Consider the following 26,969-nt stretch of genomic DNA (forward strand, 5'->3'; position numbering starts at 1 on the left):
GAGCCAGTTCCACGGTGGCACTGGCTTGGGGCGCGCCAGTTTCGTCGGCCGCTGGGTGAGTACCGCACTGGGGGTGGGGTGTGACACGCTGTCCCGCGCTGCTGATTGCAGCCCCGGCCTCGGGACAGGGTAAGACCACCGTCACCGCCGCCCTGGCGCGCCTGCACACACGCCAGGGGCGGCGCGTGCGGGTTTTCAAGTGCGGGCCGGATTTTCTGGACCCGCACTGGCACCTGCTGGCCAGCGGGGCGCCGGTGCACCAGCTCGATTTGTGGATGAACGGTGAGGCCGACTGCGCGCAGCGACTGCACGACGCCGCTGTCGAGTCGGACCTGATCCTCATCGAAGGCGTGATGGGCCTGTTTGACGGCAGCCCCAGCGCGGCCGACCTGGCCCGGCACTTTGGTGTGCCGGTGCTGGCGGTGGTCGATGCCTCGGCCATGGCGGGCACGTTTGGCGCGCTGGCCTATGGCCTGCGCCACTACCGGCCGGGCCTGCCCTGGGCGGGGGTGCTGGCCAACCGCGTAGGCAGCGCGCGCCATGCCGACATGTTGCGTGACGGCTTGCACGATGCCGACGACTGGATGGGCGCGCTGATGCGGGTGCAGCTAGGCAAGGCGCCTTTAGCCGCCAAGGCCGGTGCGGCGCTGCTGCCCGAGCGCCACCTGGGCCTGGTGGCCGCGCACGAGCTGGACGACAGCCTGCAGCGGCTGGACGCAGCGGCCGATGCGCTGGCTGCTACGCCGCTGGGCCAAATGACGCTGGAGGACCTGCAGCGCTGGGCCGTGGACTTTCCGGCGCCTGCATCCACGGTTGCCGTGCCTGCTTTGCTCGCAGGCCGTACGGTGGCCGTGGGGCGTGATGCGGCGTTCTGCTTCATCTACGCTGCCAACGTGCAATGCTTGGAGCAGATGGGCGCGAGCGTGGTGTTCTTCTCGCCCTTGCACGATGCGGTGCTGCCCGAATGCGACGCGGTGTGGCTGCCCGGCGGCTACCCCGAGCTGTACACCGCGAAGATCGCGGCCAACACCGGGATGCAAGCCAGCCTGCGCGCTCATGTGGCCGCAGGTAAACCGCTGTGGGCCGAGTGCGGCGGCATGATGGCGCTGTTTGAATCCATCACCCTGGCCGATGGCAGCACGGCCACTTTGTGGGGCGTGCTGCTCGGTCACGTCACCATGCAAAAGCGCCTGGCAGCGCTGGGGCCGCAGCAACTGACCGTGGCAGGACACACGTTGCGCGGCCACACCTTCCACTATTCGACCAGCGACAGCAGCGCCCCCGTGGTGGCCCGCACGGCGCGGCCCAACGAGGCGGTTGCGCCGGATGCGGGTGAAGCGTTGTACCAGCAGGGCAGCATCCATGCCAGCTACTTCCATGCGTGGTTCCCTTCGAGTCCAGAGGCGGTGGCGCATCTGCTGGGCGGTGAGAGCAAATCATGACATCCGCGTCGCACCCCATCACTACCGAACTCATCCTGGGCGGTCAGAAAAGCGGCAAATCCCGCCGCGCTGAGCTGCTGGCACGCGACTGGCTGGCCCAGTCCGCCGACCACCGCGCCGTGCTGATCGCCACCGGGCAGGCCTGGGACGAGGAGATGCGCGAGCGCATCGCCCGCCACCAACGTGACCGCGCCGAACGGGTGCCTGGCCTGCAAACCGTGGAAGAGCCGCACGACGTGGCCGCTGCCGTGGGGTTGCACAGCACCCCACAAACCCTGCTGGTGGTGGACTGCCTCACGCTGTGGCTCACCCGCTGGACCATGCCCGTGGGTGTGGAAGCTATGAGTTTTGAACAAAAACAGGCTCTAGCGCTTGATTGGAAAGCGCAAGCAGCTATGTTTTTAATAGCGGTTCGGAAATCCCCTGGCCCCGTTGTTCTGGTGGGCAACGAAATTGGCCTGGGGGTTATCCCTATGGGGCGCGAGGTGCGCGCCTTTGTGGATGCGCTCGGCACGCTCAACCAGCAGGTGGCGCAGGTGTGCCCCCGCGTGACGCTCATGGCGGCTGGCCTGCCGCTTACCTTGAAAGAACCTCGCTGATGAAACCCACCCCCGTGCGCCGCATCCTCTGGGTGATCGCAATCGTGATTGCGCTGGGCATGCTCATGGCTGGCCTGGCGCGTGCACAGCCCGTGCACATCAAGGACGACAAGGGCCGCGAGGTCTCGCTGCCCCGTCCGCCGCAGCGCATTGTGAGCCTGCTGCCCTCGTTGACCGAAAGTGTGTGCGAGCTGGAGCAATGCCACCGGCTCGTGGGGGTGGACCGCTATTCCAACTGGCCGGAGGCCGTGATTGCCAAGCTGCCCAAGGTGGGCGGCGGGCTGGACCCGAGCATCGAGGCCATCGTAGCGCTCAAGCCGGACCTGGTGCTCATGTCCGTCAGCTCGCGTGCCAGCGACCGGCTGGAGGCACTGGGCCTCACCGTCGTGCAGCTGGAGCCTAAGACGCATGCCGACGTGCGACGCGTGCTGGGCACCGTGAGCGACCTGCTGGGCGTGCCCCGCGCACAAGGCTCTGACCGCCTCTGGCGGGTGATCGATGCGGGCGTGCTGGCGGCGGCGCAGTCCCTGCCACCCAAGGCCAAAAATGCGCGCGTGTACTTCGAGGTGAGCCGTGGCCCCTATGCAGCGGGCGAGTCGTCCTTCATCGGCGAGTCGCTCACGCGGCTGGGCGTGCGCAACGTGGTACCGGCGTCGCTCGGGCCGTTTCCGCGCCTGAACCCCGAGTTCGTGGTGCGCGCCAACCCCGACATCATCATGATCGGCAACCGCAGCATGCAGGCCATGGTGCCGTACCCAGGCTGGGCCACCATGCGTGCAATTCGCGAGAACCGGTTGTGTGTCTTTGGCGTGGGGGACTCCGACGTGGTGGTGCGCCCCGGTCCGCGCATGGCCGAGGCGGCCCGCATCATGGCGCGCTGTATAGCGGACAAGGCTTCATGACCAGCGTACCCATCGACGTGCCCACTGGCTCGGCGAGCCGTCGCGCGGCCTGGTGCGCCGTCTGGCTGCTGCTGGCCAGCGCCGTGCTGGCCGTGTGTGGCGCCAGCGTGGGCAGCACGGGTTTTGACAGCGTGTTGCGCATGCACGGCGACCCCGTCGCCTGGCAGATCGTGTGGGACATCCGTTTGCCGCGCACCCTGGGTGCGTGGTTGGCGGGCGCGCTTCTGGGCCTGTCGGGCGCGGTGGCGCAGGGGCTGTTTCGCAACCCGCTGGCCGACCCGTACCTGCTGGGCAGCGCCTCGGGCGCAGCGCTGGGTGGGGCCGTGGCGATGGCGATGTTCGGCGTGTCGCCGGTGGCGGCGCAATGGATGGCCCGCATCGGCATCACGGGCATGGCATTTTTGGGCGCGGCGGGGGCGGTGGTGCTCACGCTGCTGCTCGCCAAGGGCGTGCAGCACACGCTGCGCCTGCTGCTGGCGGGCGTGATTGTGGGCGTGGTGCTGGGCGCGCTGCGTGACCTGGTGGAACTGGCCTCGCCCGACATCCTGCAGGCCATGCAGGCCTTCACGCTGGGCAGCACGGCTTTTGTGGGCTGGGCGGCCTGCTTGCTCATGGCCGTGGCCTGGGCGCTGTGCTCGGTGGTTGCCTGGATGCTGGCACGTGCGCTGGACGGCCTCACGCTGGGCGAGGCCACGGCCGCCAGCCTGGGCCTGCCACTCATGCCCATGCGTGTGGGGCTGGTGGCTGCCATGGCGCTGGCCACGGGCACGGCGGTGGCGCAGACGGGGCTCATCGCCTTTGTGGGGCTGGCCGCGCCGCACCTGGTGCGCTCCATCGTCCGCGTGACGCACGAACGGCACATCGTGCTCTCCAGCCTGATGGGCGCAGTGCTACTGCTGGCGGCCGACATCCTGGCGCGCTGGCTGCTGGCGCCGCAGGAGCTGCCCGTGGGCGTGCTCACGGCGGCGTTGGGCGGCACCTACCTGCTGTGGCTCATGCACCGGCGCACCTCGCAAGGGGGGCACTATGAAATCAATAGCTGTCAGTGCAAATGGAATAAGCGCCAGCATCGGGAATCGCTCGATATTGCAGGGCATTGACCTGCAACTGCCCGCCGGGCGCTGGACCAGCATCGTCGGCCCCAACGGCGCGGGCAAGTCCACCCTGCTCAAGGTGCTGGCGGGCCTGCTGCCGCGTGTGGCGGTGCAGGGCGACGTGTTGTTGCTCGGCCGCCCGCTGGTGCAGATTCCCGCGCGCGAACGCGCCCGCCAGCTGGCCTGGCTGGGGCAAAACGAAGGCTCGGCCGACGACCTCACGAGCTATGACGTGGCCATGCTGGGCCGCCTGCCGCACCAGCCCTGGCTGGCCCCGCCAAGTGCTGGCGACCATGCCGCCGTCGAGCAGGCGCTGCGCACCACGCAGGCCTGGGACTGGCGCCACCGCCCGTTGTCGCAGCTGTCGGGTGGCGAACGCCAGCGCGTGCTGCTGGCCCGCGCCCTGGCGGTGCAGGCGCAGGTGCTGCTGATGGACGAGCCCCTGGCCAACCTCGACCCGCCGCACCAGACCGACTGGCTGCACACCATGCGCGCGCTGGTCGATGCGGGGGGCACGGTGGTCAGCGTGCTGCACGAGGTGTCGCTGGCGCTGCAGGCCGACGACATGGTGGTGATGGCACAGGGCTGCGTGCTGCACCAGGGCGCCTGCGATGCGCCCGATACCCACGCCGCGCTGGAGAGCGTGTTTGACCACCGCATCCACGTGCGGCATCTGGATGGCATGTGGATGGCGCTGCCCTCCCTGCAACGCAAGAACAACGATCAAGGAATCAAGGGAGTGCAAGCATGAACATCGAATCGGGTTTTTCGCAGGTCGCGCAATCGCTGCTGTGGCCGGTGCTGGTGCTGGTGGGGCTGGCGTTTGTCTACGCGCTGTGGGCAGGCGGCGCCACGCTGATGGAAGCCTGGCAGCGCTGGCGCCAGCCGCAGTACCGCTCGCTGCGCGTGGCTCCGGGTTTGTCGATGGAAGAGCTGGAGCTGCAACTGGTGCGCCAGGTGGAGCCCGTGCGCCTGCTCAGCCGCCTGTCGCCCATGTTGGGGCTGATCGCCACGATGATCCCGCTGGGCCCCGCGCTGCAGAGCGTGGCGGCGGGCAACGGCCAGCAGGCCCTCGCCGTGTTCAGCGGCGCCTTTGCGGGTGTGGTGCTGGCGCTGGCTGCCGCGTCGGTGGGCCTGGTGGTGTACTCGGTGCGCCGCCGCTGGCTGCTGGCCGAGCTGCTGGTGGTGCGCAAGGAGCGCGGGGTGGCGCAATGAGCTTGAAGCACCTGAATGTGCTGGCGGAGGACGACGACGACCCGATGCTGTCCGCCGTCAACCTGGTGGACGTGTTTCTGGTGCTGGTGGTGGCCCTTCTGACGGCCGTGGCCGTGCAGAGCCAGACCAGCGCCAACGAGAGTGTGACCATCATCCGCAACGCGGGCCAGCCTGACATGGAAGTGGTGGTGCGCGAGCAGGGCAAGGAAGTGCGCTTCAAGGGCGCTGGCAGCGCAGCGCAAGGGCAGGGCGTGCGCGCAGGCGTGGCCTACAAGCTGGAAGACGGCAACATCGTCTACATCCCTGAAACGGGCGCTGCTCCTGTCGGTGTCGCGGCCGGTGGCGCGGGTGACGCCGCCACGCCGGTACCTGCCAAGCCATGACGGCGCTGATCCTGCGCGCGGCACTGTGGTGCCTGCTGCTGGCTGCACCGCTGGTGCAGGCCGCGCAGTCTGCGCCCGTGTTGCTCTGGCTCACCTCCGACATCACCACCGCCCCACGCACGGCCATGGTGCAGCGTCTGGCCTCCGAGGCGGGTCTGGGCTTTGTGCACATCGACTACCCGTTGGGTGGCCCAGCGGTGCTGGACGCGGCACAGGCCCAGAAGCTGGAGCGCGCGCTGGCGGGCGCTGCGCTGGTGTGGGTGGATGCGCCACATGCCAGCGTGGAGGCACGCTTGCGCCGCATGGCGGGGGCGCAGCTCGATGCGCGTGCGGTGCGCACCCCTGGCCGCGTGGTCTGGGTGCCTGCGGGCACCCCCGCCGCTGACCTGACCGCGCTCGATGCGTCCGGCCACATGGTGGCCTACCTGCAGGCCGGCGGCCCGCGCAACCTGAAGAACGCCATCGCCCTGGCGCGCGCCACGGTGGCAGGTGTTGGGATGCCGACCTTGCCCGCGCCCGATATCCTGCCCCCCCGGGGCATCTACCACCCCGACGCGCCCCGCCTGCTGCCCAACGCCGCCGCGCTGGAGGCCTGGCGCCAGGGCCAGCCCGCGCTGCGCGGCCTGCCCGCCGTGGCCGTGCTGGTGCACCGCCACCATTTTGTGGATGGCAGCACCGAGTGGCTCAATGCCTGGCTGCGCACCTTCCGCCAGCAAGGCCTGTTCGCCTATGCCGCCTTTGGCCAGCAGGTCACGGCGCAGACCCTGGCCGAGGTGCTGGAGCTGCCCCCCGAAAGCGGCATCGGCCCGGGCCGCCTGCATGCCTCGGCCCTGGTGCTGCACCAGCTCGTGCCACAGGCCGCCGCGCTGCAGCCGCTGCTGGCCCGCTGGGGCGCACCCCTGCTGGGCACGCAGCCTTACCGCGCGGGCGATGCCGCTGCGTGGGAGGCCAGCGACACGGGCCTGTCGCTGTCCGATGTGCCGTTCTACCTGGCCCAGCCCGAAGCGGCCGGTGCCATCGACCCGGTCCTGGTCGCCGCCCACGGCGCCGAGGGCCGGGACTTCCGCCTCATCGAGCGCCAGGCCCAGGCCGTGGCGGCCAAGGCACGGCGCCTGATCGCGCTGCAGACCAAACCCGCCGCCGACAAGCGCCTGGTGGCCATGGTCTACAACTACCCGCCGGGCGGCACCAACTTCGGCGCCTCATTCCTCAACGTGCCGCGCAGCCTGGAGCAGGTCTCTGGCGGCCTGGCCCAGGCGGGCTACCGCACGCAGCAGGTGCCCGAGCAGGGCTGGATCGATGGGCTCAAACCGCTGCTGGCCGCCTACTACCCCGGCGCCGATGCGCGTGCGCTGCTGCAAAACGGCCAGGCCGCTGCGCTGCCGCTGGCGCGTTATGAGCAGCACCTGGCCACCTTGCCCAAGGCCGTGCGCGAGCGCATGAACGCCTACTGGGGCCCGCCTGAAAAAAGCCGCTACGTGGTCGAGTGGCAGGGCGAAAAGGTGTTCGCCATCCCGCGCCTGCAGGTGGGCAAGCTCTCGGTATTGCCCCAGCCCCCGCGCGAGGAAACCCTGCGCCTGGGCCAGAACCCGTTCATGCACAAGAGCAAGGCGCCGCTGTCGCACCACTACCTGGCCGTGTACCTGTGGGCGCAGCTGGAGACCGATGCCCTCATCCACTTCGGCACCCACGGCACGCAGGAGTGGGCCGGTGGCAAGGCGCGTGCGCTCGATGTGCACGACGACGCGCTGCTGCCGCTCGGTGACCTGCCCGTGGTCTACCCCTACATCGTGGACAACCTGGGCGAGGCCCTCACGGCCAAGCGCCGGGGCCGCGCCGTGCTGGTGAGCCACCGCACGCCCGTGTTCGCCCCGGCAGGTTTCGAGGCGCGCATGGCCCACATGCACGAGGTGATGCACGAATGGGAAACCGTGGACGAAGGCCCCACGCGCCGCGCGCTCGAAAAGCAGCTGGTCGCGCAGTTTGTAGAGCACCAGCTGCACCGCGACCTGGGCTGGAGCGCCGAGCGCATCACGGCCGACTTCCACGGCTTTCTTGAAATTCTGCATCCCTACCTGGACCAGCTCGCGCAAAGCTCGCAGCCCAAGGGCCTGGCCGTGTTCGGCCGCGTGCCCGCACCCGAGCAGCGGCGCGAGACCATCCTGCAGGCGCTGCGCAAGCCACTGATCGAGGCGCTGGGCGAGGACATCGACGAAGCCTTCCTGATCAAGCACGACGCAGTGCTGGCCGCACGCCCCGCGCGCTGGCTGGAAGTGGCGCTGACCGATGCGCAGGCCGCCAGCGTGCTGGACCTGCGCCCCGTGCTGCCAGCGCAGGCTGCAACGCCGGGTGCAGCGGGTGCATCCGACGTGGTGCGCGCCGAAGACCATGTGCCCAACCGCGCCGCGCGCAAACCCATCGACACGCCCGCGCTGCTACAGCTGGCCCAGCGCGCGCAGGAGCTGGAGCGCCTGCTTGCCACAGAGGGCGAGCTGCCCGGCTTGCTGGCTGCGCTGGAAGGGCGCTACCTGCCCGCTGCGTACGGTGGCGACCCCATCCGCAACCCCGACAGCCTGCCCACAGGCCGCAACCTCACGGGGCTGGACCCGAGCCGCCTGCCCACGCGCCAGGCCTATGCCGTGGCGCAGACCTTGTTCAACGACTGGTTCAAGGACTACCAGGCGCGCCACAACGGCCGGGCGCCAGAGCGCATGGCGCTGTCGCTGTGGGCGGGCGAAACGCTGCGCCACCAGGGCATCATGGAAGCGCAGGCGCTCGTGGCGCTGGGCATGCGCCCGGTGTGGGACGACTCGGGCCGCCCGGTGCGCGTGGAGACCATTGCCGCCGATGAGCTCAAGCGCCCACGCGTCGATGTGCTCATGAGCATCACTGGCTCGTACCGCGACCAGTTCCCCGCGCTGATGGCGCTGCTCGACCGCGCGGTGGCCCAGGCCGCCACGGCCGAGCCTGGCAATGTGATTGCGCGCAATACCGAGCAGATCGGCCAGGAGCTGCGCAAGCAAGGCGTGCCCCGCGCACAGGCTGAGCAACTGGCACGCGTGCGCTCGTTTGGCAATGCGGTGGGCGACTACGGCACCGGCCTGTCCGACGCGGTGCAAAGCGACGGCCTGCAAACCAACGATGCGCGCCTGGGCCAGATGTTCCTCGAGCGGATGAGCCAGCCTTATCTGGAGGGCGAGCCGGTGACGGGGGGTGCAGGTGGCACGGCGGCGAAGGCGCTGGGGGCGCACCTGCGCCGTACCGACGCGGCCATCCTCTCGCGCAGCTCGAACCTGTACGCCATGGTCAGTTCGGACGACCCGTTCCAGTACCTGGGTGGCTTGTCGGCCGCAGCCCGTGTGGCCGGCCGGCCGCAGGGGCTGGAGCTGCATGTGGCCCAGCTGCAGGATGTGAGCGAGCCCACCACCGAGACCGCGCAGCGCGCCATTGCGCTGGAGATGCAGTCGCGCTACCTGCACCCGGGCTGGCTCCAGGCGCAGAAGGCCGAGGGCTATTCGGGCACGCTGCAGGTGCTCAAGGCCGTGCAGTTCGCCTGGGGCTGGCAGGCCGTGGCGCCCGGCACGGTGCGCAGCGACCATTGGCAAAGCTTCTACGACGTGCTGGTGCGCGACAAGCACCAGCTGGGCCTGCCCGAATGGCTCAAGGAACACCCGCAGGCCTACGCCCAATCGCTCGAACGCCTGGTGCAGGCCCAGCGCCAGGGCTATTGGCAGGCCGATGCCGACACGCAAAAACAGCTCGCGCAGATGTACCAGGAGCTCACGCGCGCCGCGCCGCTGGCGGCCGAGCTGCCCAGCGTGCGCCGCTGGGTGGAGCAGGCGGCTCGTGGTGAGCCTGTGGCCATGTTCGCGCCTGCAGGCATGGCTGTTGCCACGCCGCAGTCGCCAGCCCTGGCAGCGCCACAGCCTACGCCCGCCGCCGCTGACCTGCCCGCGCCGCCCGCCCAGGCAGAAGCACCACCCTCCGCGCCCGCCGTGCCTACCATGGGCGTGTTGCTGGAGCGGCAGCCCGAGCCAGCCCCTTCTGACAGCGCCACCGAACCCAGCCCCGTGGAGCGCATGGCCGGCATCGTGGCCCTGTTGGTCATGGCTCTGGTGGCGATGGCGGGCGCCGCGTGGCAGGCGCGCCGTCCGTCCTCGCTGTCTTCCCCGTTGCAACCGGCCGGCGTGTGATGCCCGGTCTCTCTGAAAGAATCGACACCATGCAGATCGAAACCCCGCCCACCGAAAAACGCTACGAAAAGCCCGAGGGCGAACGCCGGGGCCTTGTCATCGTCAACACCGGCGACGGCAAGGGCAAAAGCACGGCCGCCTTTGGCTTGGCGCTGCGCGCCCATGGCCGGGGCAAGGCCGTGAAGATCTTCCAGTTCATGAAGGTGCCCACCGCGCGTTTTGGCGAGCACCGCATGTTCGAGCAGATCGGCCTGCCCATCGAAGGCCTGGGCGACGGCTTCAGCTGGAAGAGCAAGGACCTGGAGCACTCGGCTCAGCTCGCGCGCGACGGCTGGGAAAAGGCGCGCGCCGCCATCCTGTCGGGCGCGCATTTTCTGGTGGTGCTGGACGAGATTACCTACCCGCTGATCTACGGCTGGCTGCCGCTCGACGGCGTGTTGCAGACCCTGCGCGATCGCCCCAAGGACGTGCACGTGTGCCTCACCGGCCGCCGCTGCCCCCCCGAGATCATCGAGCTGGCCGACACCGTGACCGAGATGCAGCTGATCAAGCACGCGTTCAAGGCGGGCATTCCCGCGCAGCGCGGCATCGAAGATTAGTGAGGCCGCCGTGTCCGACCACTGGCTTTTGTTGCTCACACCCGCCGGGGGCTGGCCCATGGTGGCGGTGTGGATCGGCGTGCCGCTGCTGGCGCTGGCGGTGGACTGGTGGCTGGGCGAGCCGCCCGCTGCCTGGCACCCGGTGGTCTGGATGGGGCGGGCGCTGCAGTGGTGGGGTGAGCGCCTGGCGCCCCGGATGCCAGTGGCCCGAGATTTCAAGCTATTTTGGCGCGCAGCGCTTGTCTGGTGCGCGCTGGCTGCTATTGTTTTTATATTCGGTTGGGCGGCGCAGAAGCTGGTGCTGATGCTGCACGGTTTTGTGGCGGCGGCGTTGCTGGCACTGCTGCTCAAGCCCCTGCTGGCCTGGCGCATGCTGCACGATGAAGTGCTGGCGGTGGAGGTGGCGCTAGGCCAATCGCTGCCTGCCGGGCGTGCGCAGCTGGCCCGGCTGGTGAGCCGGGATGTAAGCGCGCTCACTGCCATGCAGGTGCGCGAATCGGCCATCGAGTCGCTGGCCGAGAACCTCAACGACTCCGTGGTGGCGCCGTTGTTCTGGTTTGCGCTGCTGGGCCTGCCGGGCGCTGCGCTGTACCGCTTTGCCAATACGGCCGATGCCATGTGGGGCTACCCGGGCATGCGCGGCGGGCGCTACTGGCAATGGGCGGGCAAGTGGGCGGCGCGTGCGGACGACGTGCTGTCGTGGGTGCCTGCACGCATCACGGCCTTGTTGTTGGCGGTGGTCGCCAAGGGCCTGCCTTTTTCCACTCTGGCCCGCCAGGCGCGCAAGACGCCATCCCCCAACAGCGGCTGGCCCATGGCGGCCATGGCACTGGCGTTGAACGTGCGCCTGGCCAAGCCGGGTGTGTACACGCTGCACAGCAAGGGCCACCGGGTTGGACCACTCGATACGCGTCGTGCCGCGCGCCTGGGCACGCAGGTGGTGCTGGCGATGGTGCCGGTGGCGGCCGCCCTTCAGCTGCTGGTCCTGGTTGCCTTTGCCTGGGTGCATGCATGACATTCCCAGGTCCTTTTTGCTTGCCTGTGCAATTGCACGGTGGGCCGGACGCTGCGGGCATCCCGGTGTTTGATTTTTCGACCAACAGCAACGCCTGCGGGCCATGCCCCGAAGCGCTGCACGCCGTGCAGGCGGCCGAAGCCACGCGCTACCCCGACCCGGCCTACACGGCGCTGCGTGAGGCCCTGGGCGCCTTCCACGGCGTATCGCCAGGGCGCATCGTGCTGGCGGCCAGTGCCAGCGAGTTCATCCACCGCACCACTGCGCTGGCCGCACAGCAGGGCGCAGTGCAGGTGGCGGTGCCGCCTCACAGCTATGGCGACTATGCTCAGGCTGCGCAGGTGCGGGGGCTGGATGTGCTGCGCAGCGGTGGTGCCGCGGCGGGTTTGCAATGGGCGTGCGAGCCGTCGAGCCCTTTGGGGCTGGAAGATCCCGCGCTGGGCGCTTGGCGGCCGGGCGATGCTGCTGCCTGGCGTGTGCTCGACTGCGCGTATGTCCCCCTGAGGTTGGACCCCGAGGGCGCATGGACCGGCGCACCGCAGCCGTACCTGCCATCGGCCTGCTGGCAGCTCTGGACCCCCAACAAGGCCCTGGGGCTGACGGGTGTACGTGCCGCCTATGCGATTGCGCCGCCAGACTGTGAAGAGCAGGCGCTGGGACTGACGGCCCTGGCGTCTTCCTGGCCCGTGGGTGCCCACGGCGTGGCACTGCTGCAGGCGTGGACGCAGGCCACCGTGCAGCAATGGCTGGTGCACAGCCTGCGCACCCTGCGGGACTGGAAGGCTCGCCAGCAGGCTCTGTGTATCGACCTGGGCTGGGCCTTGCACGCCGGCAGCCTGGCCAACTATTTCTGCGCGCAGCCCGCCACCAACACGTTGCAAAGCGATCTGGCCGCGCTGCGAGCCAGCGGCATCAAGCTGCGGGATGCGACGTCGTTCGGCCTCCACGGCACCGTGCGCCTGGGGGTGCTGGCGCCCGCGGCACAAGATGCGCTGCAGGCTGCATGGCAGGCGCTGCCGGGCCGTACCATCCCGCATTCCATCGGATCGAGGGAGACCTTGTGAGAACCATCACCGTCAATCGCTACGTCACGCCGCTGCGTGAAGGTGGCTCCATGCCCGCCATCGTCGAAGGCGACGACCTGGGCACCTACGTGCTCAAGTTCCGTGGCGCAGGGCAGGGCGTGCGCGCCCTGCTGGCTGAAATGATCGCGGGTGGCATCGCCCGTGCGCTGGGCCTGCCCGTGCCCGACATCGTGCTGGCCCTGCTCGACCCCGCCCTGGCGCAGACCGAGCCCGACCCGGAGATCCAGGACCTGGTGCGCGCCAGCGGTGGCCTGAACGTGGGGCTGGATTACCTGTCGGGCGCGCTCAATTTCGACCCGGCGGTGGATGTCGTGTCGGATGATTTTGCCTCGCGCCTCGTGTGGTTCGATGCCTTGGTGGGCAATGTGGACCGCACCGCGCGCAACACCAATCTGCTGATGTGGCACCGCCAGCCCTGGCTCATCGACCACGGTGCGGCGCTGACCTTTCACCACGCCTGGAACGGCACGGTGGCCCTGCCCGCCAAACCTTTTGCGCCCATTGCCGACCATGTGCTGCTGGCCCGGGCCACGCTGCTCGCGCAGGTGGATGCCGAGCTGGCCGCGCGCCTCACGCCCGAGGTGGTGGCGGGCATCCTGGCCGAGGTGCCCGACGAGTTTTTGGTGCTGGCCGGTGCAGATCACGAAGAAGGCCTGCTGACCGCTGCCCCTACCCACCGCCAGGCCTATGTGGACTACTTCTGCGCCCGCCTGGCCGGGCGCGCCACCTGGGTGAATGCACTGAAGGAGGCCGCCGATGCACGTGCCTGAGGTGTATGACTACGCCATCGTGCGCGTGGTGCCGCGCGTGGAGCGCGAGGAATTCATCAACGCGGGCGTGATCCTCTCGTGCCAGCGCACCGGCTTTCTCCAGGCTGCCATCGCGCTCGACGAGGCGCGCCTGCTGGCCATGGACCCGCAGGCCGACATTGACGCCGTGCGCCGCCACCTGGCCGCCATCGTGGCCATCTGTGCGGGCGACGAAGGCTGTGGCCCCATTGCGCGCCTGCCGTACCGCCAGCGCTTTCACTGGCTCACCGCCAAACGCAGCGCCATCATCCAGACCTCTCCCGTGCACACGGGCCGCTGCACCGATGCGGCTGCAGCACTTGAACACATCATGGACCGCATGGTCCGCCCACTGCCTTGACTGAAAACTCTGCTCCCCAATTGGCCCGTTGTGTGATGGTGCTTGGCACCACCAGCGGCGCCGGCAAAAGCTGGCTCACCACGGCGCTGTGCCGCTACTACAGCAACCAGGGTCTGAAGGTTGCTCCGTTCAAGGCACAGAACATGAGCAACAACGCACGTGTGGTGTCGGGCCCTGCAGGTGTGATGGGTGAAATCGGCAGCGCCCAGTATTTCCAGGCCCTGGCTGCGCGTGCCGAGCCTGAGGTGCGCATGAACCCGCTGCTGCTCAAGCCCGAGGCCGACACGCACAGCCAGGTCGTGCTGATGGGGCAGGTGAGCGCCGAGCTGACCGCCATGCCCTGGCGCGGCCGCAGCGAAAAGGTGTGGCCGCAGATCACCGCAGCGCTGGATGCACTGCGTGCCGAGAACGACGTGGTCGTGATCGAGGGCGCAGGCTCGCCCGCCGAAATCAACCTGCACGCCAGCGACATCGTCAACATGCGCGTGGCCCGCCATGCCGATGCTCGCTGCCTGCTGGTGACCGACATCGACCGGGGCGGCGCGTTCGCCCACCTGTACGGCACCTGGGCACTGCTGCCCGAGGACGAGCGCGCGGTGATCCAAGGCTTTGTGCTCAACAAGTTTCGGGGCGATGCCAGCCTGCTGGCGCCTGCGCCGCAGATGCTGCAAGACCTCACGGGTGTGCCCACCGTGGCCACCATCCCCATGCAATGGCGCCACGGCCTGCCCGAGGAGGACGGTGTGTTCGATGACCGCACGTTGTCAGCGGGCGCGGTGTACACCACCGTGGCCGTCATCGCCTACCCGCGCATCAGCAACCTGGACGAGTTCCAGCCGCTCAAGAACGTGCCCGGCGTGCGCCTGCTCTGGGCGCGCAGCCCGGCCGACCTGGCGGGCCTCAAGCCCACCGACTGGGTGGTGCTGCCGGGCTCCAAGTCCACCGCTGCCGACCTGGCGTGGCTGCGCGCGCAAGGGCTGGACCAGGCCATTGCCCATCACGCGGGGCAGGGCGGCACGGTGCTGGGCGTGTGTGGCGGCCTGCAGATGCTGGGCGAGGCATTGATCGATACCGCAGGCATCGACGGCAATGCGCCGGGCCTGGGCCTGCTGCCGCTGGTCACCACCTTCGAGGTTGCCAAGACCGTGCAACGCACCCAGGCGCATTTTGGTGCGGTGTTGGGGGCCTGGGCTGCGCTGGCGGGTGTGTCTGTCACGGGCTACGAAATCCACCACGGCCAGACCGCCCAGCACCCGGCCATGGCTGCCAAGGGCGATGTGGCGCGCGAGGTTATCCCCGGCATCGCTTGGCAGAACCCGGCGGGCAACGTGCTGGGCGTGTACCTGCATGGCTTGCTGGAAGACCCTGCTGCGCTGCAGGCCCTGTTTGGCCGCGCGGGTGCGGCGCCCGTGCCCACGCTCGACGCGGTGTTTGACGGTTTGGCCCGCGTGGCAGAGGCCAGCTTTGCCCCTGGCGCGTTGCGGGCGTTGATCGCCCCAGATCCGGCCACCGTCTGAGTGCTGTTGCCCACGGCCTTCAGCCCTTCCTGTTTCCTTTTTCCTTTTTCATTCTGTTGTCTCACACACCATGCACTCCCTGGCCCCGTTCACCGTCCCCGCCATCGCCGATATTTCCGACGCTCCGTTGACCGCCCGTCTGCAGTACCTGCTCGATAACAAGACCAAACCGCTCGGTTCACTGGGTCGGCTGGAGTCGCTGGCCCTGCGCATCGGCCAGGTGCTGGGCACCGAGGCTCCCGCGCTGCTGCAGCCGCAAATGCTGGTGTGCGCGGGCGACCATGGCCTGGCGGCCAAGGGGGTGTCGGCCTTCCCCAGTGACGTGACTTGGCAGATGGTGGAGAACTTTCTGGCCGGTGGCGCTGCCGTGAGCGTGCTGGCTCGCCAACACGGCCTGGCCCTCACCGTGGTGGACTGCGGCGTGGCCAAGCCCATCGCGCCGCGCGATGCCGCCCCGGGCGCGCCCCAGTTGCTGCTGCGCAAGGTGGCGCCCGGCACGGCCGACGCGTCGGTCGGCCCAGCCATGACTGCGGAGCAATGCGCTCAAGCGATCACCAACGGTATAGAGGTGGTGCGCACTTTGCCCGGCAATGCGCTGCTGCTCGGCGAGATGGGCATTGCCAACACCTCGGTGGCATCGCTGCTGCTGGCGCGCCTGGCGGGCCTGCCCCTGGCGGACGTCACGGGCGCGGGCACGGGCCTGGATGCTGCAGGCATCGAGCGCAAACGCGCCGTGCTGCAGCAGGCGCTGGACGCGAATGCCGAGGCCACCACGCCGCTGGCCGCATTGGCCGCGCTGGGCGGCTATGAGGTGGCCACGCTGGTGGGCGCTGTGTTGCAGGCAGCCCTGGAGCGGCGCGTGATTGTGGTGGATGGCTTTATCACCAGCGCTGCCGTGCTGGTAGCCAGCCGTCTGCAGCCTGCGGTGCTGCAGCGCTGCGTGTTTGCGCACCGCTCGGGCGAACGCGGCCACAGCCTCATGCTGGCGCAAATGCAGGCCGAACCGCTGCTGGACCTGGGCCTGCGCCTGGGCGAGGGTTCGGGCGCTGCGTTGGCGTGGCCGCTGTTGCAGTCGGCCTGCTCGGTGCTGGCGGAAATGGCGAGCTTTGAATCGGCCGGTGTGGCCACGCAGACGGCTTGAACCTGCTGGACTTCCCTGCGTCGTATCAAGCGACGCAGGTCCGGTTGCGCCCCTCGTTCTTGGCGCGGTACAGCGCCGCATCGGCACGTGACAGCATGGCATCCAGCGTTTCGTGGGGGCCGGTCCAGCTGGTGAGCCCGATGCTGACCTCGCAGTCCAGGGGATGGCCGGCGGACAGCGTGGCGTGGATGCGCTGGGCCACGCCCTGGGCGGCGGCAGTTTCTGCGTCGGGTAGCAGCACCAGAAACTCCTCGCCGCCGTAGCGCCCCAGCCGGTCCGCGCGGCGCAGCACCTGGCGGGTGCATTCTGCAAAATGCACCAGCACCGCATCGCCATGCTGGTGGCCTCGGGTGTCGTTCACGGCCTTGAAGTTGTCCAGGTCCACCATCATGATGGACGGCCCGTTGCCATAGCGCTGTGCGCGCTCCAGCTCTTCATCGCAGCGCTGCAGCAGCGCTCGGCGGTTCAGTGTGTTGGTAAGGGAGTCGTGGGTGGCCAGGTGTTCCAGCTCGGTACGCAGGCGGTCGGTGGCCATGAGCACCGCGCCGATGGACAGCATGAGCACTGTGATCACATAGGCCCCGATGTACAGCGTCTGGAACAGCGAAGGCTCCATCAGGTCGGCACCGGCATTCCCGGTCACGATCGAGATCAGCCGCACGGCCAGCACCGCCATGTGCAGGGCCAGCACCACCTCCACCAGCCGCACGGGGAAGTTGCGCCCACCGTGGCGCAGCATGAAGCGCATCTGTGCGATGTAGATCACCTCCATGACCACCGTGAAGAAGCCGACCCGCATGGCGTAGTTGGGCGCCCAGTAAGTGAGCACGATGAACACCAGGGTGGTGCCCACCATCAGCCAGTTCCATGGCCGCCAGACGGTTGGCTGCCCCATGAAGCTGCGCGTGCCCATGTAGTAGGTGACGGTGCCCAGCACCAGCAGTTGGTTGGCGAGCACCAGGCTGAGCCAGTCTGGGATGAGCCCGCGTGCGCCGAACAGCACGGTGGACACCAGCCACAGCAGCGGCGCTGCGGCCCAGGCGCCCACGCCGCGGATGGAGGGCGGGTAGTAGCGCCGCATGAACAGCAGCACGATGGCCATGATGGCGGACATGAAGCCCGCCATGGCAATCATCGAGCGTGGGTCGAGGTTCATGCGGCGAGCGCGGAAGGGCTGTACGTAAGAAATTGTTTCTTGATGCCGAGGCCAGTATAGCCACGCACCTGCGTGCGGACGTAGGGTGATTTACTAAATCCCGCAGTGCACCGTGTGCACCACAACGAGCTGCGTGTGGGCCGACTGTGGTGCACAAGCGCTTTGGTGCAGGTGTGGCCGCGCACAGTGGTGGTGCATTTTGTATGCAAAACAAATAAAACATTGTGTACAAAGTTGGCACAGGCTTTGCGTACGGCAGGTTCATGCAAAGCCTCACCCCCGAGCCGACTCCGGCCGCCATCGAGATCGTCGCCCTCACCAAACGCTACGCCCAGGGCAAGCCGGCGGTGGATGCGATCAACCTTCGCATTGCCAGCGGGAGCTACTGCTGCCTGCTGGGCCCCTCGGGCTGCGGCAAGAGCACCACGCTGCGCATGATCGCAGGGCACGAGTCGGTGACCAGCGGCGACATCCTGCTGGAGAACCGCAACATCACTGACCTGCCCGCCGCCGCGCGCGGCACGGCCATGATGTTCCAGAGCTTTGCGCTGTTCCCGCACCTGTCTGCGCTGGACAACGTGGCTTTCAGCATCAAGATGAAGGGCGTAGCCAAGGCCGAGCGCCAGGCCAAGGCGCGTGACCTGCTGGAGCGCGTCGCGATGGGCCACCTGGCCGAGCGAAAGCCCGCCGAACTCTCTGGCGGGCAGCAGCAGCGCGTAGCGCTGGCGCGGGCCCTCATCACCCAGCCGCGTGTCTTGCTGCTGGACGAACCTTTGTCGGCACTCGACCCCTTCCTGCGCATCCAGATGCGTGCCGAGCTGCGCCGCTGGCAAAAGGAGCTGGGCCTGACCTTCATCCATGTGACCCACAGCCAGGAAGAGGCCATGGCCCTGGCCGACACCATGGTGGTGATGAACCACGGCGTGATCGAGCAGGTGGGCAGCCCGCACGAGGTCTATAACCGGCCCGCCAGCGAATTCGTGGCGCGCTTCATGGGCGGGCACAACGTGATCGACACACCCGAAGGCAAGGTGGGCGTGCGCACCGACCACCTGCAGATTGCCCCCGCCAGTGCCGAGTTGCCCTGTGGTGCCCAGCGCATGCAGGCCGTGGTGACCGATGTGGAATACCAGGGCACCTACGTGCTGGTAGGCCTGCAAAAGCACGGTGCAGTTCTGTCGGCCAACGCCACGGCGGCCTATTCGGTGATGGTGTCTGAAGCCGCCTTTGCCGCGCAACCCTACCAGGTGGGGCAGGGCGTGCAACTGCACTGGACACCTGACCAGGCGCACCCGCTGTCTGTGCCCGCTCCCGCAATGGCCGTAGCCGCCTGACCGCGCCGCCACGTCCCCTCTTTTTTCACCCGTCCCCTTCCGCAACCCAAGGAGTTTTCCCATGTCCGATGCTTCCCGTGCTGATTCCCCTGTTGTTGTCTCCGATGCCACTGGAGTGGCGCGCCGCTCGTTGCTCAAGGGCACGGCGGGCATCCTGGCCGCTGGCATGTTCCCGGCCGTGCATGCGCAAGAGAAGATCGTGCTGCGCTACTTGGGCACGGCTGTGAACCAGGACAAGGCGATTGCCGAGAAGTTCAAGGCCGACACCGGCATCGAGATCCAGTACGTGGCCGTGACCACGGACGACGTGACCAAGCGCGCCGTCACCGCGCCCAACAGCTTTGACCTGATCGACACCGAGTACTTCTCGCTCAAGAAGATCGTGCCCACGGGCAACCTCAAGGGCATCGATACCAAGAAGATCAAGAACGCCGACAAGATCACCACGCTGTTCACCACCGGCATGGTGGCGGGCAAGGCCGTGGGCGACCAGGGCACCGCGCCCAAGAAAGTGATCTACCTGGAAGGTGAGAAGTCCAAGAAGTTCGCGACTGCGCCCACGCAGTTCATGAGCCTGATCCCCACCGTGTACAACGCCGACACCCTGGGCATCCGCCCCGACCTGATCAAGCGCCCCATCAACTCCTGGGCCGAGCTGCTCAACCCCGAGTTCAAGGGCAAGACCGCGATCCTGAATATTCCTTCGATCGGCATCATGGACGCCGCCATGGTGGTCGAGGCCATGGGCATCTACAAGTACCCCGACAAGGGCAACATGACCAAGAAGGAGATTGACCTCACGATCAAGACCCTGATCGAAGCCAAGAAGCAGGGCCAGTTCCGCGCGCTGTGGAAGGACTTCAACGAGTCGGTGAACCTCATGGCATCGGGCGAGGTGGTGATTCAGTCGATGTGGAGCCCGGCTGTGACGGCCGTGCGCACCAAGGGCATTGCCTGCAACTTCCAGCCCCTGAAAGAAGGCTATCGCGCCTGGGCCGCCGGCTTTGGCCTGCCGGCCACGCTGAGCGGCCGCAAGCTCGATGGCGCGTACGAGTTCATCAACTGGTTCCTGGACGGCTGGGCTGGTGCCTACCTGAACCGCCAGGGCTACTACAGCGCCGTGCTGGAGACCGCCAAGTCCAAGATGGAAGCCTACGAGTGGGCCTACTGGATGGAAGGCAAGCCCGCCACGCAGGACATCAAGAGCCCCAATGGCGATGTGCTCGCCAAGGCCGGTGCAGTGCGCGACGGCGGCAGTTATGAGTCGCGCATGGGCGGTATTGCCTGCTGGAATGCGCTGATGGATGAGAACAACTACATGGTGCAGAAGTGGAATGAATTCGTTGCTGCATAAGGAGTGCACCCCCTGAGGCGCTGCGCGCCTTCACCCCTCTCTCGACCCGCTGCGCGGGTCGGGAGGGGGACGCCCCCGGTGCGGCGGGGCGGCCCTTGCACGGGGGCACTGGTCTTGGGCAGCGTCAGTCTCAAGAGCAAGCGCCGAACGGTAGACCTTTGAATTCATTGATTGCAAACACCATGAGCACGACCACACAGTCCTTACCTGCTGCAGCTGTCCCCGGCCGCAGCATTGCCGCCTGGTGGCAGGCTGCGCCGTTCACGCTGGTGTTTGCGCTGTTTTTCCTGATTCCGCTGACGTTGATCGTGATGGTCAGCTTCTGGGACTTCAATGAGTACGAGTTGCTGCCGGGCTTCACGTTCAAGAACTACGTGTCCATCTTTGACGGCTGCAGTGACGTGTCCGACGGGCTGTGCGTCACGCTCAAGACGTATTGGTCCACGCTCAAGTTCAGTTTTCTGGTGTGGCTGATCACGCTGGTGATCGGCTTCACCGTCGCCTACTTTCTGGCCTTCCATGTGCGCTCTTCGGGCATGCAGACGCTGCTGTTCGTGCTGTGCACCATTCCGTTCTGGACATCGAATGTGATCCGCATGATCTCGTGGGTGCCGCTGCTGGGACGCAATGGGCTGGTCAACCAGACGCTGATGGGCATGAACCTCATCGAAACACCTGTGGAGTGGCTGCTGTTCTCGGACTTCTCGGTGGTGCTGGCCTTTGTGCACCTGTACACCATGTTCATGATCGTGCCCATCTTCAACAGCATGATGCGCATCGACCGCAGCCTCATCGAGGCGGCCAGCGACAGTGGCGCGAGTGGCTGGCAGACGCTGTGGAACGTGATCGTGCCGCTCTCGCGCACCGGCATCATCATCGGCTCGATCTTTGTGATCACCATCGTCATGGGCGATTTCGTGACCATCGGCGTGATGGGCGGGCAGCAGATCGCCTCCATCGGCAAGATCATCCAGGTGCAGACGTCCTACCTGCAGTTCCCGCTGGCGGCGGCCAATGCCGTGATCCTGCTGGCCGTGGTGCTGATGATCATCTGGGGCCTCACACGCCTCGTCGACATTCGCAAGGAGCTGTGAGATGAAAGTCCGTGAATCTCGTCCCGCCAGCTTCTGGCCCCTGGCCATCTTCTTTGCGCTGTTCGTGCTGTTCATGTACGGGCCCATGTTCGTCATCTTCATCCTGAGCTTCCAGGGCCCCGAGGGCGGGCTGACCTTCCCCATGCGCGGCGTGTCGCTGCACTGGTTCTCCAAGCTGGCCGAAGGGCTGGGAGTGGTGGACATCGGCGCGGCGCTGTGGCGCTCACTGGGTCTGGGTGTGGCGGTGATGCTGTGCACCGTGGTGTTGTCGGTGCTGGCCGGGCTGGCGTTTCGCAAGCGGCTGGCGGGCGGCAACACGTTGTTCTTCATCGTGGTGGCCAGCCTCATCATGCCGTCCATCATCGTCTCGCTGGGCATCGGGCTGGAGTTCCGGCTCATCGACAACGGCATCAAGGCGGCCCTTGAATGGCTGGGCATGGAGAGTGCGCTGGAGGGCTACGGCACGTCGCTGGGCCTGTTCACCTCGGCCCTGGGCGCGCACCTGACCTGGACGCTGCCGTTTGGCCTGCTCATCATGTTTGCGGTGTTCAACCGCTTCAACCCTGCGTACGAAGAAGCCGCACGCGACCTGGGCGCCACGCTCTGGCAGGGCTTTGCGCATGTGGTGCTGCCGCTGATCGCTCCCTCGGTCGTGGGCATTGGCATGTTCGGCTTCACGCTCAGCTGGGACGAGATCGCCCGCACCTCGCAGGCCATTGGCGACGTGAACACGCTGCCCTTGGAGCTGCAAGGGTTGACCAGCACGGTGACCACGCCATCCATCTATGCGCTGGGCACGCTGACCACGGTGGTGTCTTTCATCGTCATGGGCATCACGCTGGCGCTGGTGTGGGCATTGGGTCGCAGGCGCAAGGGCCGTTCGGGGTAAAAACGGCACCCTTATGACGACCACCCTCCCTAAGCCCCGGCGCGCGCGCGCTGCGGTCACCGAACCGCCCGTGCAGCCTGACACGACAGGCCAGCTCAGCGACAACGACATGTACGAACGCATGATCTCGGCCATCCTCGACCACCGCCTGCCACCCGGCACCAAGCTGGTGGAGGACAAGCTGGCGGCGGCCTTTGGCGTGTCACGCACACGCGTACGGCCTGTGCTGGTGCGGCTGGCCAACGAGCAGGTCGTCACGCTCACACCCAACCGGGGCGCATCGATAGCGCAGCCCACGCCGCAAGAGGCGCTGGAGGTGTTCGAGGCCCGCCGCCTGCTGGAGCCGCGCCTGGTCGAGCTGTTCATCGCCAACGCCACCGATGCCGACATCGCCGCACTGCGCACCTGCATCGACGACGAAGAGGCCGCGCGCGCCAGTGGCGACATGCGCCGCGCCATCCGCCTCTCCGGCGACTTTCACCTGCACATCGCACAGGCGGCCGGGCACCAGACGCTAGGCCGCATCCTGCGCGAGCTGGTCTCGCGCACCTCGCTCATCCTCATGACCTACAGCCCCAGCCATGCGCGCGAACGCGAAGAGGCCACCGCCTGCGGTTGCCGCGAGCACCGGGCGTTGATTGATGCGATTCGCCTGCGCGATGCGCGCGAGGCCGCGCGCCTCATGCTGACGCATTTGGCACGCATTGAAACGCGGCTGGAGTTCACGCCACCGGCTGCCGACGCGCCCGACCTGGCGCAACTGCTGGGCGCCTGAATCCTGCCACCTTGTTATGCGCCAACTGCTCGTCCTCAACCCCAACACCTCGGCCAGCGTCAGCGCCTTGCTTCAGCGGCATGTGCAGGCTGCTGCGGGCTTGCATGTGGCGGTGCGCACGGCCACGGCGCGTTTCGGCGCCCCCTACATCGCCTGCGAGGCCAGCTATGCAGTGGCGGCCCACGCCGCGCTGGATGCCTGGGCGAATGAACTGTCACAACACCAGCCGCAGCCTGATGCCGTGCTGATAGGCTGTTTTGGCGACCCGGGCCTGATGGCGCTGCGCGAAAGCAGCCCCGTGCCTGTGACAGGGCTGGCCGAAGCATCTTTCATCGAAGCCGCTCGCCACGGGCGCTATGCCATCGTTACGGGTGGCGAGCGCTGGGGGCCCATGCTGCAGCGCCTGGCGCAGGCGCTGGGCCACGCGCACGCGCTGGCTGGAATCCACACCGTGGCACCCACCGGTGCTCAGCTGGCCGCCGACCCCGAAGCCGCCCGCACGCTGCTCGCCCAGGCCTGCCGCGACGTGGTGCGGCAAATGGGTGTGCAGGCCGTCATCCTGGGCGGGGCGGGGCTGGCCGGCATGGCTGCTCTGGTGCAGCCGCAGGTGACGGTACCGGTGATCGATAGTGTGGTGGCTGGTGCCACCTGGGCGCTGCGTGCGCACCCCGTGCCTCCAGAGCGCAAAGTGCCTGGATTCGATGTGGCGTGGGCGGGGGTGTCGGGGGAGATGACAGCGCTGGGAGTGGCCGGGGTGGTTTGACGCGGGGTGGTGGAAAGTCTAGTATTACGTTTGTAATTACTCGGAGGTTTCCCATGCACACTCTCAAACTCACCCAGGTGGGCAACTCTGTCGGCGCGATTTTCCCAAAGGAACTGCTGGCGCGGTTGCAGCTGGAAAAGGGAGACGAGCTGTATGTGACGGAATCGCCTGACGGTTTGCGGATCACCACCCACAACCCCGAATTTGAAGCGCAGATGCGCGTGGCGCGCGAGATCATGAAAGAGCGCCGGGCCGTACTGCACGAGCTGGCCAAATGAGCGAATGGGTCTGGCTGAACCGCGCCGTCATCATTGCCATCCACGAAGTGCAGCTGGCCGAACATGGGGGCGGGACAGGCGTCCGCGATGCGGGTTTGTTGGATTCGGCCCTGGGCAAGCCGCAGCAGCTGAACAACTATGGCGAGCCGCCGCCTGATGCAGCCGCGCTGGCAGCCTCGTATGGCTATGGAATTTCGCGCAACCATCCGTTTATTGATGGAAACAAGCGAACGGGCTATGTGGCGGCCGAATTGTTTTTGCGGCTCAATGGCTGGAGGCTTAACGCTGACGATGCATCGTGTGTGGTCACCATGCTCGCTGTTGCCGCTGGCGATATCACCGAAGAGGCCTTCGCCGCCTGGCTGCGGGCACATGCCGTCGCTTGCTAACGGAGATTTCAAGCATTTTCCGCCCTAGCGCTTGACCAATAAGCGCTAGTTGCTATAAAAATAGAAGCAATTTGCCTGGTTCGTTCAACTCAAGGCGCCAACGTCTTCGGCTGGTAGTCGCAATACCTGCTCACCGCACACTCCCAGCAGCGCGGCTTGCGCGCCTGGCACACGTAGCGGCCGTGCAGGATGAGCCAGTGGTGCGAATCCACAGCATACGCGGCGGGCACGCGCTTCATCAGCTGCAGCTCCACCGCCAGCGGGTTCTTACCGGGCGCCAGACCGGTGCGGTTGCTCACCCGAAAGATGTGCGTGTCCACCGCCATGGTCGGCTCGCCGAAGGCCACGTTCAGCACCACATTGGCCGTCTTGCGGCCCACACCGGGCAGGGCTTCCAGGGCTTCGCGCGTGCGCGGCACCTGGCCCCCATGCTGCTCCACCAGGATGCGGCAGGTCTCCATCAGGTTTTTGGCCTTGGTGCGGTACAGGCCGATGGTCTTGACATAGCCCTCCAGTCGCTCAAGCCCCAGGTCAAGGATAGCCTGCGGCGTGCCCGCCACCGGGAACAGCTTGCGCGTGGCCTTGTTCACGCCCACGTCCGTGGCCTGGGCCGACAGCAGCACGGCAGCCAGCAGCTCGAACGGCGTCGTGTATTCGAGCTCCGTGTTGGGCAGGGGGTTGGCGGCCTTCAAGGTGGCAAAGAAAGGCTCGATGTCAGACGTCTTCATGGGGGCGGGGTGTGTCGTTTATGTACTGCGGCATGCGGGGCTGCGCCCGCGCCTGCATCGTTTTCGCGAGGGTTAGAACGAACTACCTCAGTGGGTGCGCTGCACCGCCAGGCACAGCCAGCAGGGGAACGCGCCGGTGGCGGGGTTGACGGCAAAGTCTTCGTCGTAGACCTCGATGGCGGGCCGAGGGGCAGCTTCCCAACCTGCGGGGATCTGGCCCGGGGCCATCATGCTGGCCCAGGCCGCGCCAATCTCCGGCCCGGTACCGACGAAACGCAGGCAGGCGTAATCGCCACCGGCAAAGTCCTGGATCATGGCCTCGGTGCCGGTGCGCAGGCCCACGCCCACCTGCACGCAGGCGTCGTAGCGGCATTGCGCGGGCGGGGTGCATGCGGGGTTGTCCAGGCTGATGCCGTAGTACTTGGGGCGTGGCTCGCTCAAACGATTTGCTTCGCACCAGCGGCCGAACCGCTCCCAAAGTTGCGTGAGCGAGGGGCCATAAGGGCCTGTCTGGCGCATATAGGCAAGGCGCATGCGGGGCAACTGACGGATTTCGAGGGGCATAGTTGGTCTCGGTAGTTGTGCGGTGGGCCAGGTTTTTGCCCTCGCAGTCTAAGCCGCAGGAAACCTGCACGGCAATTGGCGACAATGCGGAATCCTTTGCCACCAACTCCTGCCCACGCCATGCAATTCGCCGACCGCCTGAACAACGTAGAAACCTCCGCCATCCGCGAACTCTTCAAGCTGCTGGGCAAGCCCGGCATCATCAGCTTTGCGGGCGGCTTCCCTGACAGCGCCATGTTCGACGTGGAGGGCATCCGCGCCGCCAGCAACGCCGCCCTGGCCGAAGAACCCGGCGCCGCGCTGCAATACGGTGCGACCGAGGGCTACAACCCGTTGCGCGAACAACTGGCCGCCTTCATGGCCAGCAAGGGCGCAAAGGACGTGGCCGCCGACAACCTCATCGTCACCACCGGCAGCCAGCAGGCACTGGACCTGCTGGGCAAGACGCTCATCAGCCCCGGCGACAAAGTGATTGTGGAAGGCCCGACCTTCCTCGCCACCATCCAGTGCTTTCGCCTGTATGGCGCCGAACTCATCAGTGCGCCCATCGACGGCAACGGCGTGAAGACCGACGAGCTGGAAAAGCTCATTGCCGAGCACAAGCCCAAGTTCGTCTACCTCATCCCCACCTTTGGCAACCCCAGCGGCGCCATGCTGAGCCTGGAGCGCCGCAAGGCCGTGCTCGAGATGGCCGTCAAGCACAACACCCTGATCGTCGAGGACGACCCCTACGGCGACCTGTATTTTGGCGACGCGCCTCCCCCCAGCCTGCTCAACCTGTCGGCCACCGTGCCGGGCAGCCGCGACCTGCTGGTGCACTGCGGCAGCTTGAGCAAGGTGCTGTCGCCCGGCCTGCGCGTGGGCTGGATGATTGCCCCGGCCGAGCTGCTGGGCAAGGCCACCATGTGCAAGCAGTTCAGCGACGCCCACACCAGCACCTTTGCGCAGGCCACGGCCGCGCAATACCTCAAGGCCGGCCGCATGCCCGGCACGCTGGCCCATGTGCGCAAGGTGTATGCCGAGCGCGCCCAGGCCATGGGCGATGCGCTGCGCAAGGAACTGGGCGACGCCATCGAGTTTGTGCAGCCCCAGGGCGGCCTGTTTGTGTGGGCACGCCTCACGGGTGCGGGCGGCAAGGTGGCCGACGGCAATGTGCTGGCCAAGCGCGCGATTGAAAAGGGCGTGGCCTTTGTGCCCGGCACGCCGTTCTTCTGCGCCAACCCCGACCACGCCACCTTCCGCCTGTCGTTTGCGACCGCCGATGTGGACAAGATCCGCGAAGGCGTGGCGCGCCTGGGCCAGGCCATCTGA

Annotated in this window: 27 protein-coding genes; 24 read left to right on the plus strand and 3 right to left on the minus strand. The window is 67.3% G+C overall.

Annotated elements, in window-relative coordinates; translation table 11 throughout:
- The first annotated feature begins 80 nt into the window (after nucleotides 1-80).
- From C8C94_RS02795 to cobT, 15 genes are all read left to right on the plus strand, one after another.
- Nucleotides 81-1,442 carry a cobyrinate a,c-diamide synthase gene (locus tag C8C94_RS02795; protein ID WP_121419628.1) on the plus strand — a complete coding sequence of 454 codons (1,362 nt, stop codon included), beginning with the start codon at nucleotides 81-83 and terminating at the stop codon, nucleotides 1,440-1,442.
- Entirely contained in the window at nucleotides 1,439-2,041 is a 603-nt protein-coding gene (locus C8C94_RS02800) for a bifunctional adenosylcobinamide kinase/adenosylcobinamide-phosphate guanylyltransferase (protein ID WP_121419629.1), read from the plus strand. The genes C8C94_RS02795 and C8C94_RS02800 overlap by 4 nt, the downstream gene beginning before the upstream one ends.
- Entirely contained in the window at nucleotides 2,041-2,943 is a 903-nt protein-coding gene (locus C8C94_RS02805; protein ID WP_121419630.1) for an ABC transporter substrate-binding protein, read from the plus strand. Before C8C94_RS02800 ends, C8C94_RS02805 begins: the two co-directional genes overlap by 1 nt.
- Nucleotides 2,940-4,043 carry an iron ABC transporter permease gene (locus tag C8C94_RS02810; protein WP_233573370.1) on the plus strand — a complete coding sequence of 368 codons (1,104 nt, stop codon included), beginning with the start codon at nucleotides 2,940-2,942 and terminating at the stop codon, nucleotides 4,041-4,043. The genes C8C94_RS02805 and C8C94_RS02810 overlap by 4 nt, the downstream gene beginning before the upstream one ends.
- Nucleotides 3,970-4,788 (plus strand): ABC transporter ATP-binding protein, encoded by an 819-nt coding sequence (locus C8C94_RS02815; protein ID WP_121419631.1) that lies wholly within the window; start codon nucleotides 3,970-3,972, stop codon nucleotides 4,786-4,788. The genes C8C94_RS02810 and C8C94_RS02815 overlap by 74 nt, the downstream gene beginning before the upstream one ends.
- Complete coding sequence (locus C8C94_RS02820; protein ID WP_121419632.1) at nucleotides 4,785-5,252, plus strand: hypothetical protein; 468 nt, start codon at nucleotides 4,785-4,787, stop codon at nucleotides 5,250-5,252. The genes C8C94_RS02815 and C8C94_RS02820 overlap by 4 nt, the downstream gene beginning before the upstream one ends.
- Nucleotides 5,249-5,635, plus strand: coding sequence for a DUF2149 domain-containing protein (locus C8C94_RS02825; RefSeq protein ID WP_121419633.1), 387 nt, complete (start codon nucleotides 5,249-5,251; stop codon nucleotides 5,633-5,635). The genes C8C94_RS02820 and C8C94_RS02825 overlap by 4 nt, the downstream gene beginning before the upstream one ends.
- Nucleotides 5,632-9,828, plus strand: a complete 4,197-nt coding sequence (gene cobN, locus C8C94_RS02830) for a cobaltochelatase subunit CobN (RefSeq protein ID WP_121419634.1) — start codon at nucleotides 5,632-5,634, stop codon at nucleotides 9,826-9,828. The genes C8C94_RS02825 and cobN overlap by 4 nt, the downstream gene beginning before the upstream one ends.
- A gap of 29 nt (nucleotides 9,829-9,857) precedes the next feature.
- The gene (gene cobO, locus C8C94_RS02835; protein ID WP_056064339.1) at nucleotides 9,858-10,427 is read left to right on the plus strand and encodes a cob(I)yrinic acid a,c-diamide adenosyltransferase; all 570 of its coding nucleotides are present in this window, start codon (nucleotides 9,858-9,860) and stop codon (nucleotides 10,425-10,427) included.
- A 58-nt stretch (nucleotides 10,428-10,485) separates the two neighbouring features.
- Nucleotides 10,486-11,442 carry an adenosylcobinamide-phosphate synthase CbiB gene (cbiB, locus tag C8C94_RS02840; RefSeq protein WP_121419635.1) on the plus strand — a complete coding sequence of 319 codons (957 nt, stop codon included), beginning with the start codon at nucleotides 10,486-10,488 and terminating at the stop codon, nucleotides 11,440-11,442.
- A gap of 65 nt (nucleotides 11,443-11,507) precedes the next feature.
- Nucleotides 11,508-12,506 (plus strand): aminotransferase class I/II-fold pyridoxal phosphate-dependent enzyme, encoded by a 999-nt coding sequence (locus C8C94_RS02845; RefSeq protein WP_121422659.1) that lies wholly within the window; start codon nucleotides 11,508-11,510, stop codon nucleotides 12,504-12,506.
- Nucleotides 12,503-13,297, plus strand: coding sequence for a HipA family kinase (locus tag C8C94_RS02850; protein WP_121419636.1), 795 nt, complete (start codon nucleotides 12,503-12,505; stop codon nucleotides 13,295-13,297). The genes C8C94_RS02845 and C8C94_RS02850 overlap by 4 nt, the downstream gene beginning before the upstream one ends.
- A complete protein-coding gene (locus tag C8C94_RS02855; protein ID WP_121419637.1) occupies nucleotides 13,284-13,676 on the plus strand; it encodes a DUF3037 domain-containing protein in 393 nt (130 codons plus the stop codon). The genes C8C94_RS02850 and C8C94_RS02855 overlap by 14 nt, the downstream gene beginning before the upstream one ends.
- 35 nt (nucleotides 13,677-13,711) lie before the next feature.
- Complete coding sequence (locus tag C8C94_RS02860) at nucleotides 13,712-15,193, plus strand: cobyric acid synthase (RefSeq protein WP_121419638.1); 1,482 nt, start codon at nucleotides 13,712-13,714, stop codon at nucleotides 15,191-15,193.
- 70 nt (nucleotides 15,194-15,263) lie between these two features.
- Nucleotides 15,264-16,334, plus strand: coding sequence for a nicotinate-nucleotide--dimethylbenzimidazole phosphoribosyltransferase (cobT, locus tag C8C94_RS02865; RefSeq protein ID WP_121419639.1), 1,071 nt, complete (start codon nucleotides 15,264-15,266; stop codon nucleotides 16,332-16,334).
- A gap of 25 nt (nucleotides 16,335-16,359) precedes the next feature.
- Here cobT and C8C94_RS02870 read toward each other — a convergent pair whose 3' ends face one another.
- Nucleotides 16,360-17,469 carry a GGDEF domain-containing protein gene (locus tag C8C94_RS02870; RefSeq protein WP_121422660.1) on the minus strand — a complete coding sequence of 370 codons (1,110 nt, stop codon included), beginning with the start codon at nucleotides 17,467-17,469 and terminating at the stop codon, nucleotides 16,360-16,362.
- Between the two features lie 284 nt (nucleotides 17,470-17,753).
- Between C8C94_RS02870 and C8C94_RS02875 the strand changes: the two genes are divergently transcribed.
- The 8 genes from C8C94_RS02875 to C8C94_RS02910 all read left to right on the plus strand — a co-directional run bounded on the left by C8C94_RS02875 (nucleotide 17,754) and on the right by C8C94_RS02910 (nucleotide 24,366).
- The gene (locus C8C94_RS02875) at nucleotides 17,754-18,824 is read left to right on the plus strand and encodes an ABC transporter ATP-binding protein (RefSeq protein ID WP_121422661.1); all 1,071 of its coding nucleotides are present in this window, start codon (nucleotides 17,754-17,756) and stop codon (nucleotides 18,822-18,824) included.
- A gap of 61 nt (nucleotides 18,825-18,885) precedes the next feature.
- Nucleotides 18,886-20,178, plus strand: coding sequence for a PotD/PotF family extracellular solute-binding protein (locus C8C94_RS02880; protein WP_121419640.1), 1,293 nt, complete (start codon nucleotides 18,886-18,888; stop codon nucleotides 20,176-20,178).
- A gap of 182 nt (nucleotides 20,179-20,360) precedes the next feature.
- On the plus strand, nucleotides 20,361-21,272 hold the full coding sequence (locus C8C94_RS02885; RefSeq protein ID WP_055395265.1) for an ABC transporter permease: 912 nt from the start codon (nucleotides 20,361-20,363) through the stop codon (nucleotides 21,270-21,272).
- A gap of 1 nt (nucleotide 21,273) precedes the next feature.
- Nucleotides 21,274-22,161 carry an ABC transporter permease gene (locus tag C8C94_RS02890; protein ID WP_121419641.1) on the plus strand — a complete coding sequence of 296 codons (888 nt, stop codon included), beginning with the start codon at nucleotides 21,274-21,276 and terminating at the stop codon, nucleotides 22,159-22,161.
- A gap of 13 nt (nucleotides 22,162-22,174) precedes the next feature.
- Nucleotides 22,175-22,936 (plus strand): GntR family transcriptional regulator, encoded by a 762-nt coding sequence (locus C8C94_RS02895; protein ID WP_121419642.1) that lies wholly within the window; start codon nucleotides 22,175-22,177, stop codon nucleotides 22,934-22,936.
- A gap of 16 nt (nucleotides 22,937-22,952) precedes the next feature.
- On the plus strand, nucleotides 22,953-23,699 hold the full coding sequence (locus C8C94_RS02900; RefSeq protein ID WP_121419643.1) for an aspartate/glutamate racemase family protein: 747 nt from the start codon (nucleotides 22,953-22,955) through the stop codon (nucleotides 23,697-23,699).
- Nucleotides 23,700-23,752: 53 nt separating this feature from the next.
- A complete protein-coding gene (locus C8C94_RS02905; protein WP_056169497.1) occupies nucleotides 23,753-23,977 on the plus strand; it encodes an AbrB/MazE/SpoVT family DNA-binding domain-containing protein in 225 nt (74 codons plus the stop codon).
- Complete coding sequence (locus tag C8C94_RS02910; protein ID WP_121419644.1) at nucleotides 23,974-24,366, plus strand: type II toxin-antitoxin system death-on-curing family toxin; 393 nt, start codon at nucleotides 23,974-23,976, stop codon at nucleotides 24,364-24,366. The genes C8C94_RS02905 and C8C94_RS02910 overlap by 4 nt, the downstream gene beginning before the upstream one ends.
- An 89-nt stretch (nucleotides 24,367-24,455) precedes the next feature.
- Here C8C94_RS02910 and nth read toward each other — a convergent pair whose 3' ends face one another.
- Together nth and C8C94_RS02920 are read right to left on the minus strand one after the other, a co-directional pair.
- A complete protein-coding gene (nth, locus tag C8C94_RS02915) occupies nucleotides 24,456-25,094 on the minus strand; it encodes an endonuclease III (protein WP_121419645.1) in 639 nt (212 codons plus the stop codon).
- Between the two features lie 87 nt (nucleotides 25,095-25,181).
- Nucleotides 25,182-25,658, minus strand: coding sequence for a GyrI-like domain-containing protein (locus tag C8C94_RS02920; protein ID WP_055395273.1), 477 nt, complete (start codon nucleotides 25,656-25,658; stop codon nucleotides 25,182-25,184).
- 120 nt (nucleotides 25,659-25,778) lie between these two features.
- On the opposite strand from C8C94_RS02920, the gene C8C94_RS02925 reads away from it, so the two are divergent.
- Nucleotides 25,779-26,969, plus strand: a complete 1,191-nt coding sequence (locus tag C8C94_RS02925) for a PLP-dependent aminotransferase family protein (protein WP_121419646.1) — start codon at nucleotides 25,779-25,781, stop codon at nucleotides 26,967-26,969.

Origin of the sequence: Acidovorax sp. 94 (genome assembly GCF_003634645.1) — a bacterium.
GTDB lineage: Bacteria > Pseudomonadota > Gammaproteobacteria > Burkholderiales > Burkholderiaceae_C > Acidovorax > Acidovorax facilis.

Bases quoted from the DNA above. Each gene is read 5' to 3' on its own strand.
- C8C94_RS02890 (WP_121419641.1), top strand. From the start codon at position 21,274: ATGAAAGTCCGTGAATCTCGTCCCGCCAGCTTCTGGCCCCTGGCCATC.
- nth (WP_121419645.1), bottom strand. From the start codon at position 25,094: ATGAAGACGTCTGACATCGAGCCTTTCTTTGCCACCTTGAAGGCCGCC.
- C8C94_RS02895 (WP_121419642.1), top strand. From the start codon at position 22,175: ATGACGACCACCCTCCCTAAGCCCCGGCGCGCGCGCGCTGCGGTCACC.
- C8C94_RS02820 (WP_121419632.1), top strand. From the start codon at position 4,785: ATGAACATCGAATCGGGTTTTTCGCAGGTCGCGCAATCGCTGCTGTGG.
- cobN (WP_121419634.1), top strand. From the start codon at position 5,632: ATGACGGCGCTGATCCTGCGCGCGGCACTGTGGTGCCTGCTGCTGGCT.
- C8C94_RS02800 (WP_121419629.1), top strand. From the start codon at position 1,439: ATGACATCCGCGTCGCACCCCATCACTACCGAACTCATCCTGGGCGGT.
- C8C94_RS02905 (WP_056169497.1), top strand. From the start codon at position 23,753: ATGCACACTCTCAAACTCACCCAGGTGGGCAACTCTGTCGGCGCGATT.
- C8C94_RS02815 (WP_121419631.1), top strand. From the start codon at position 3,970: ATGAAATCAATAGCTGTCAGTGCAAATGGAATAAGCGCCAGCATCGGG.
- cbiB (WP_121419635.1), top strand. From the start codon at position 10,486: ATGGTGGCGGTGTGGATCGGCGTGCCGCTGCTGGCGCTGGCGGTGGAC.
- C8C94_RS02825 (WP_121419633.1), top strand. From the start codon at position 5,249: ATGAGCTTGAAGCACCTGAATGTGCTGGCGGAGGACGACGACGACCCG.
- C8C94_RS02870 (WP_121422660.1), bottom strand. From the start codon at position 17,469: ATGATTGCCATGGCGGGCTTCATGTCCGCCATCATGGCCATCGTGCTG.
- C8C94_RS02885 (WP_055395265.1), top strand. From the start codon at position 20,361: ATGAGCACGACCACACAGTCCTTACCTGCTGCAGCTGTCCCCGGCCGC.
- C8C94_RS02855 (WP_121419637.1), top strand. From the start codon at position 13,284: ATGCACGTGCCTGAGGTGTATGACTACGCCATCGTGCGCGTGGTGCCG.
- C8C94_RS02875 (WP_121422661.1), top strand. From the start codon at position 17,754: ATGCAAAGCCTCACCCCCGAGCCGACTCCGGCCGCCATCGAGATCGTC.
- C8C94_RS02920 (WP_055395273.1), bottom strand. From the start codon at position 25,658: ATGCCCCTCGAAATCCGTCAGTTGCCCCGCATGCGCCTTGCCTATATG.
- C8C94_RS02880 (WP_121419640.1), top strand. From the start codon at position 18,886: ATGTCCGATGCTTCCCGTGCTGATTCCCCTGTTGTTGTCTCCGATGCC.
- C8C94_RS02810 (WP_233573370.1), top strand. From the start codon at position 2,940: ATGACCAGCGTACCCATCGACGTGCCCACTGGCTCGGCGAGCCGTCGC.
- cobO (WP_056064339.1), top strand. From the start codon at position 9,858: ATGCAGATCGAAACCCCGCCCACCGAAAAACGCTACGAAAAGCCCGAG.
- C8C94_RS02925 (WP_121419646.1), top strand. From the start codon at position 25,779: ATGCAATTCGCCGACCGCCTGAACAACGTAGAAACCTCCGCCATCCGC.
- C8C94_RS02900 (WP_121419643.1), top strand. From the start codon at position 22,953: ATGCGCCAACTGCTCGTCCTCAACCCCAACACCTCGGCCAGCGTCAGC.
- cobT (WP_121419639.1), top strand. From the start codon at position 15,264: ATGCACTCCCTGGCCCCGTTCACCGTCCCCGCCATCGCCGATATTTCC.
- C8C94_RS02805 (WP_121419630.1), top strand. From the start codon at position 2,041: ATGAAACCCACCCCCGTGCGCCGCATCCTCTGGGTGATCGCAATCGTG.
- C8C94_RS02910 (WP_121419644.1), top strand. From the start codon at position 23,974: ATGAGCGAATGGGTCTGGCTGAACCGCGCCGTCATCATTGCCATCCAC.
- C8C94_RS02860 (WP_121419638.1), top strand. From the start codon at position 13,712: ATGGTGCTTGGCACCACCAGCGGCGCCGGCAAAAGCTGGCTCACCACG.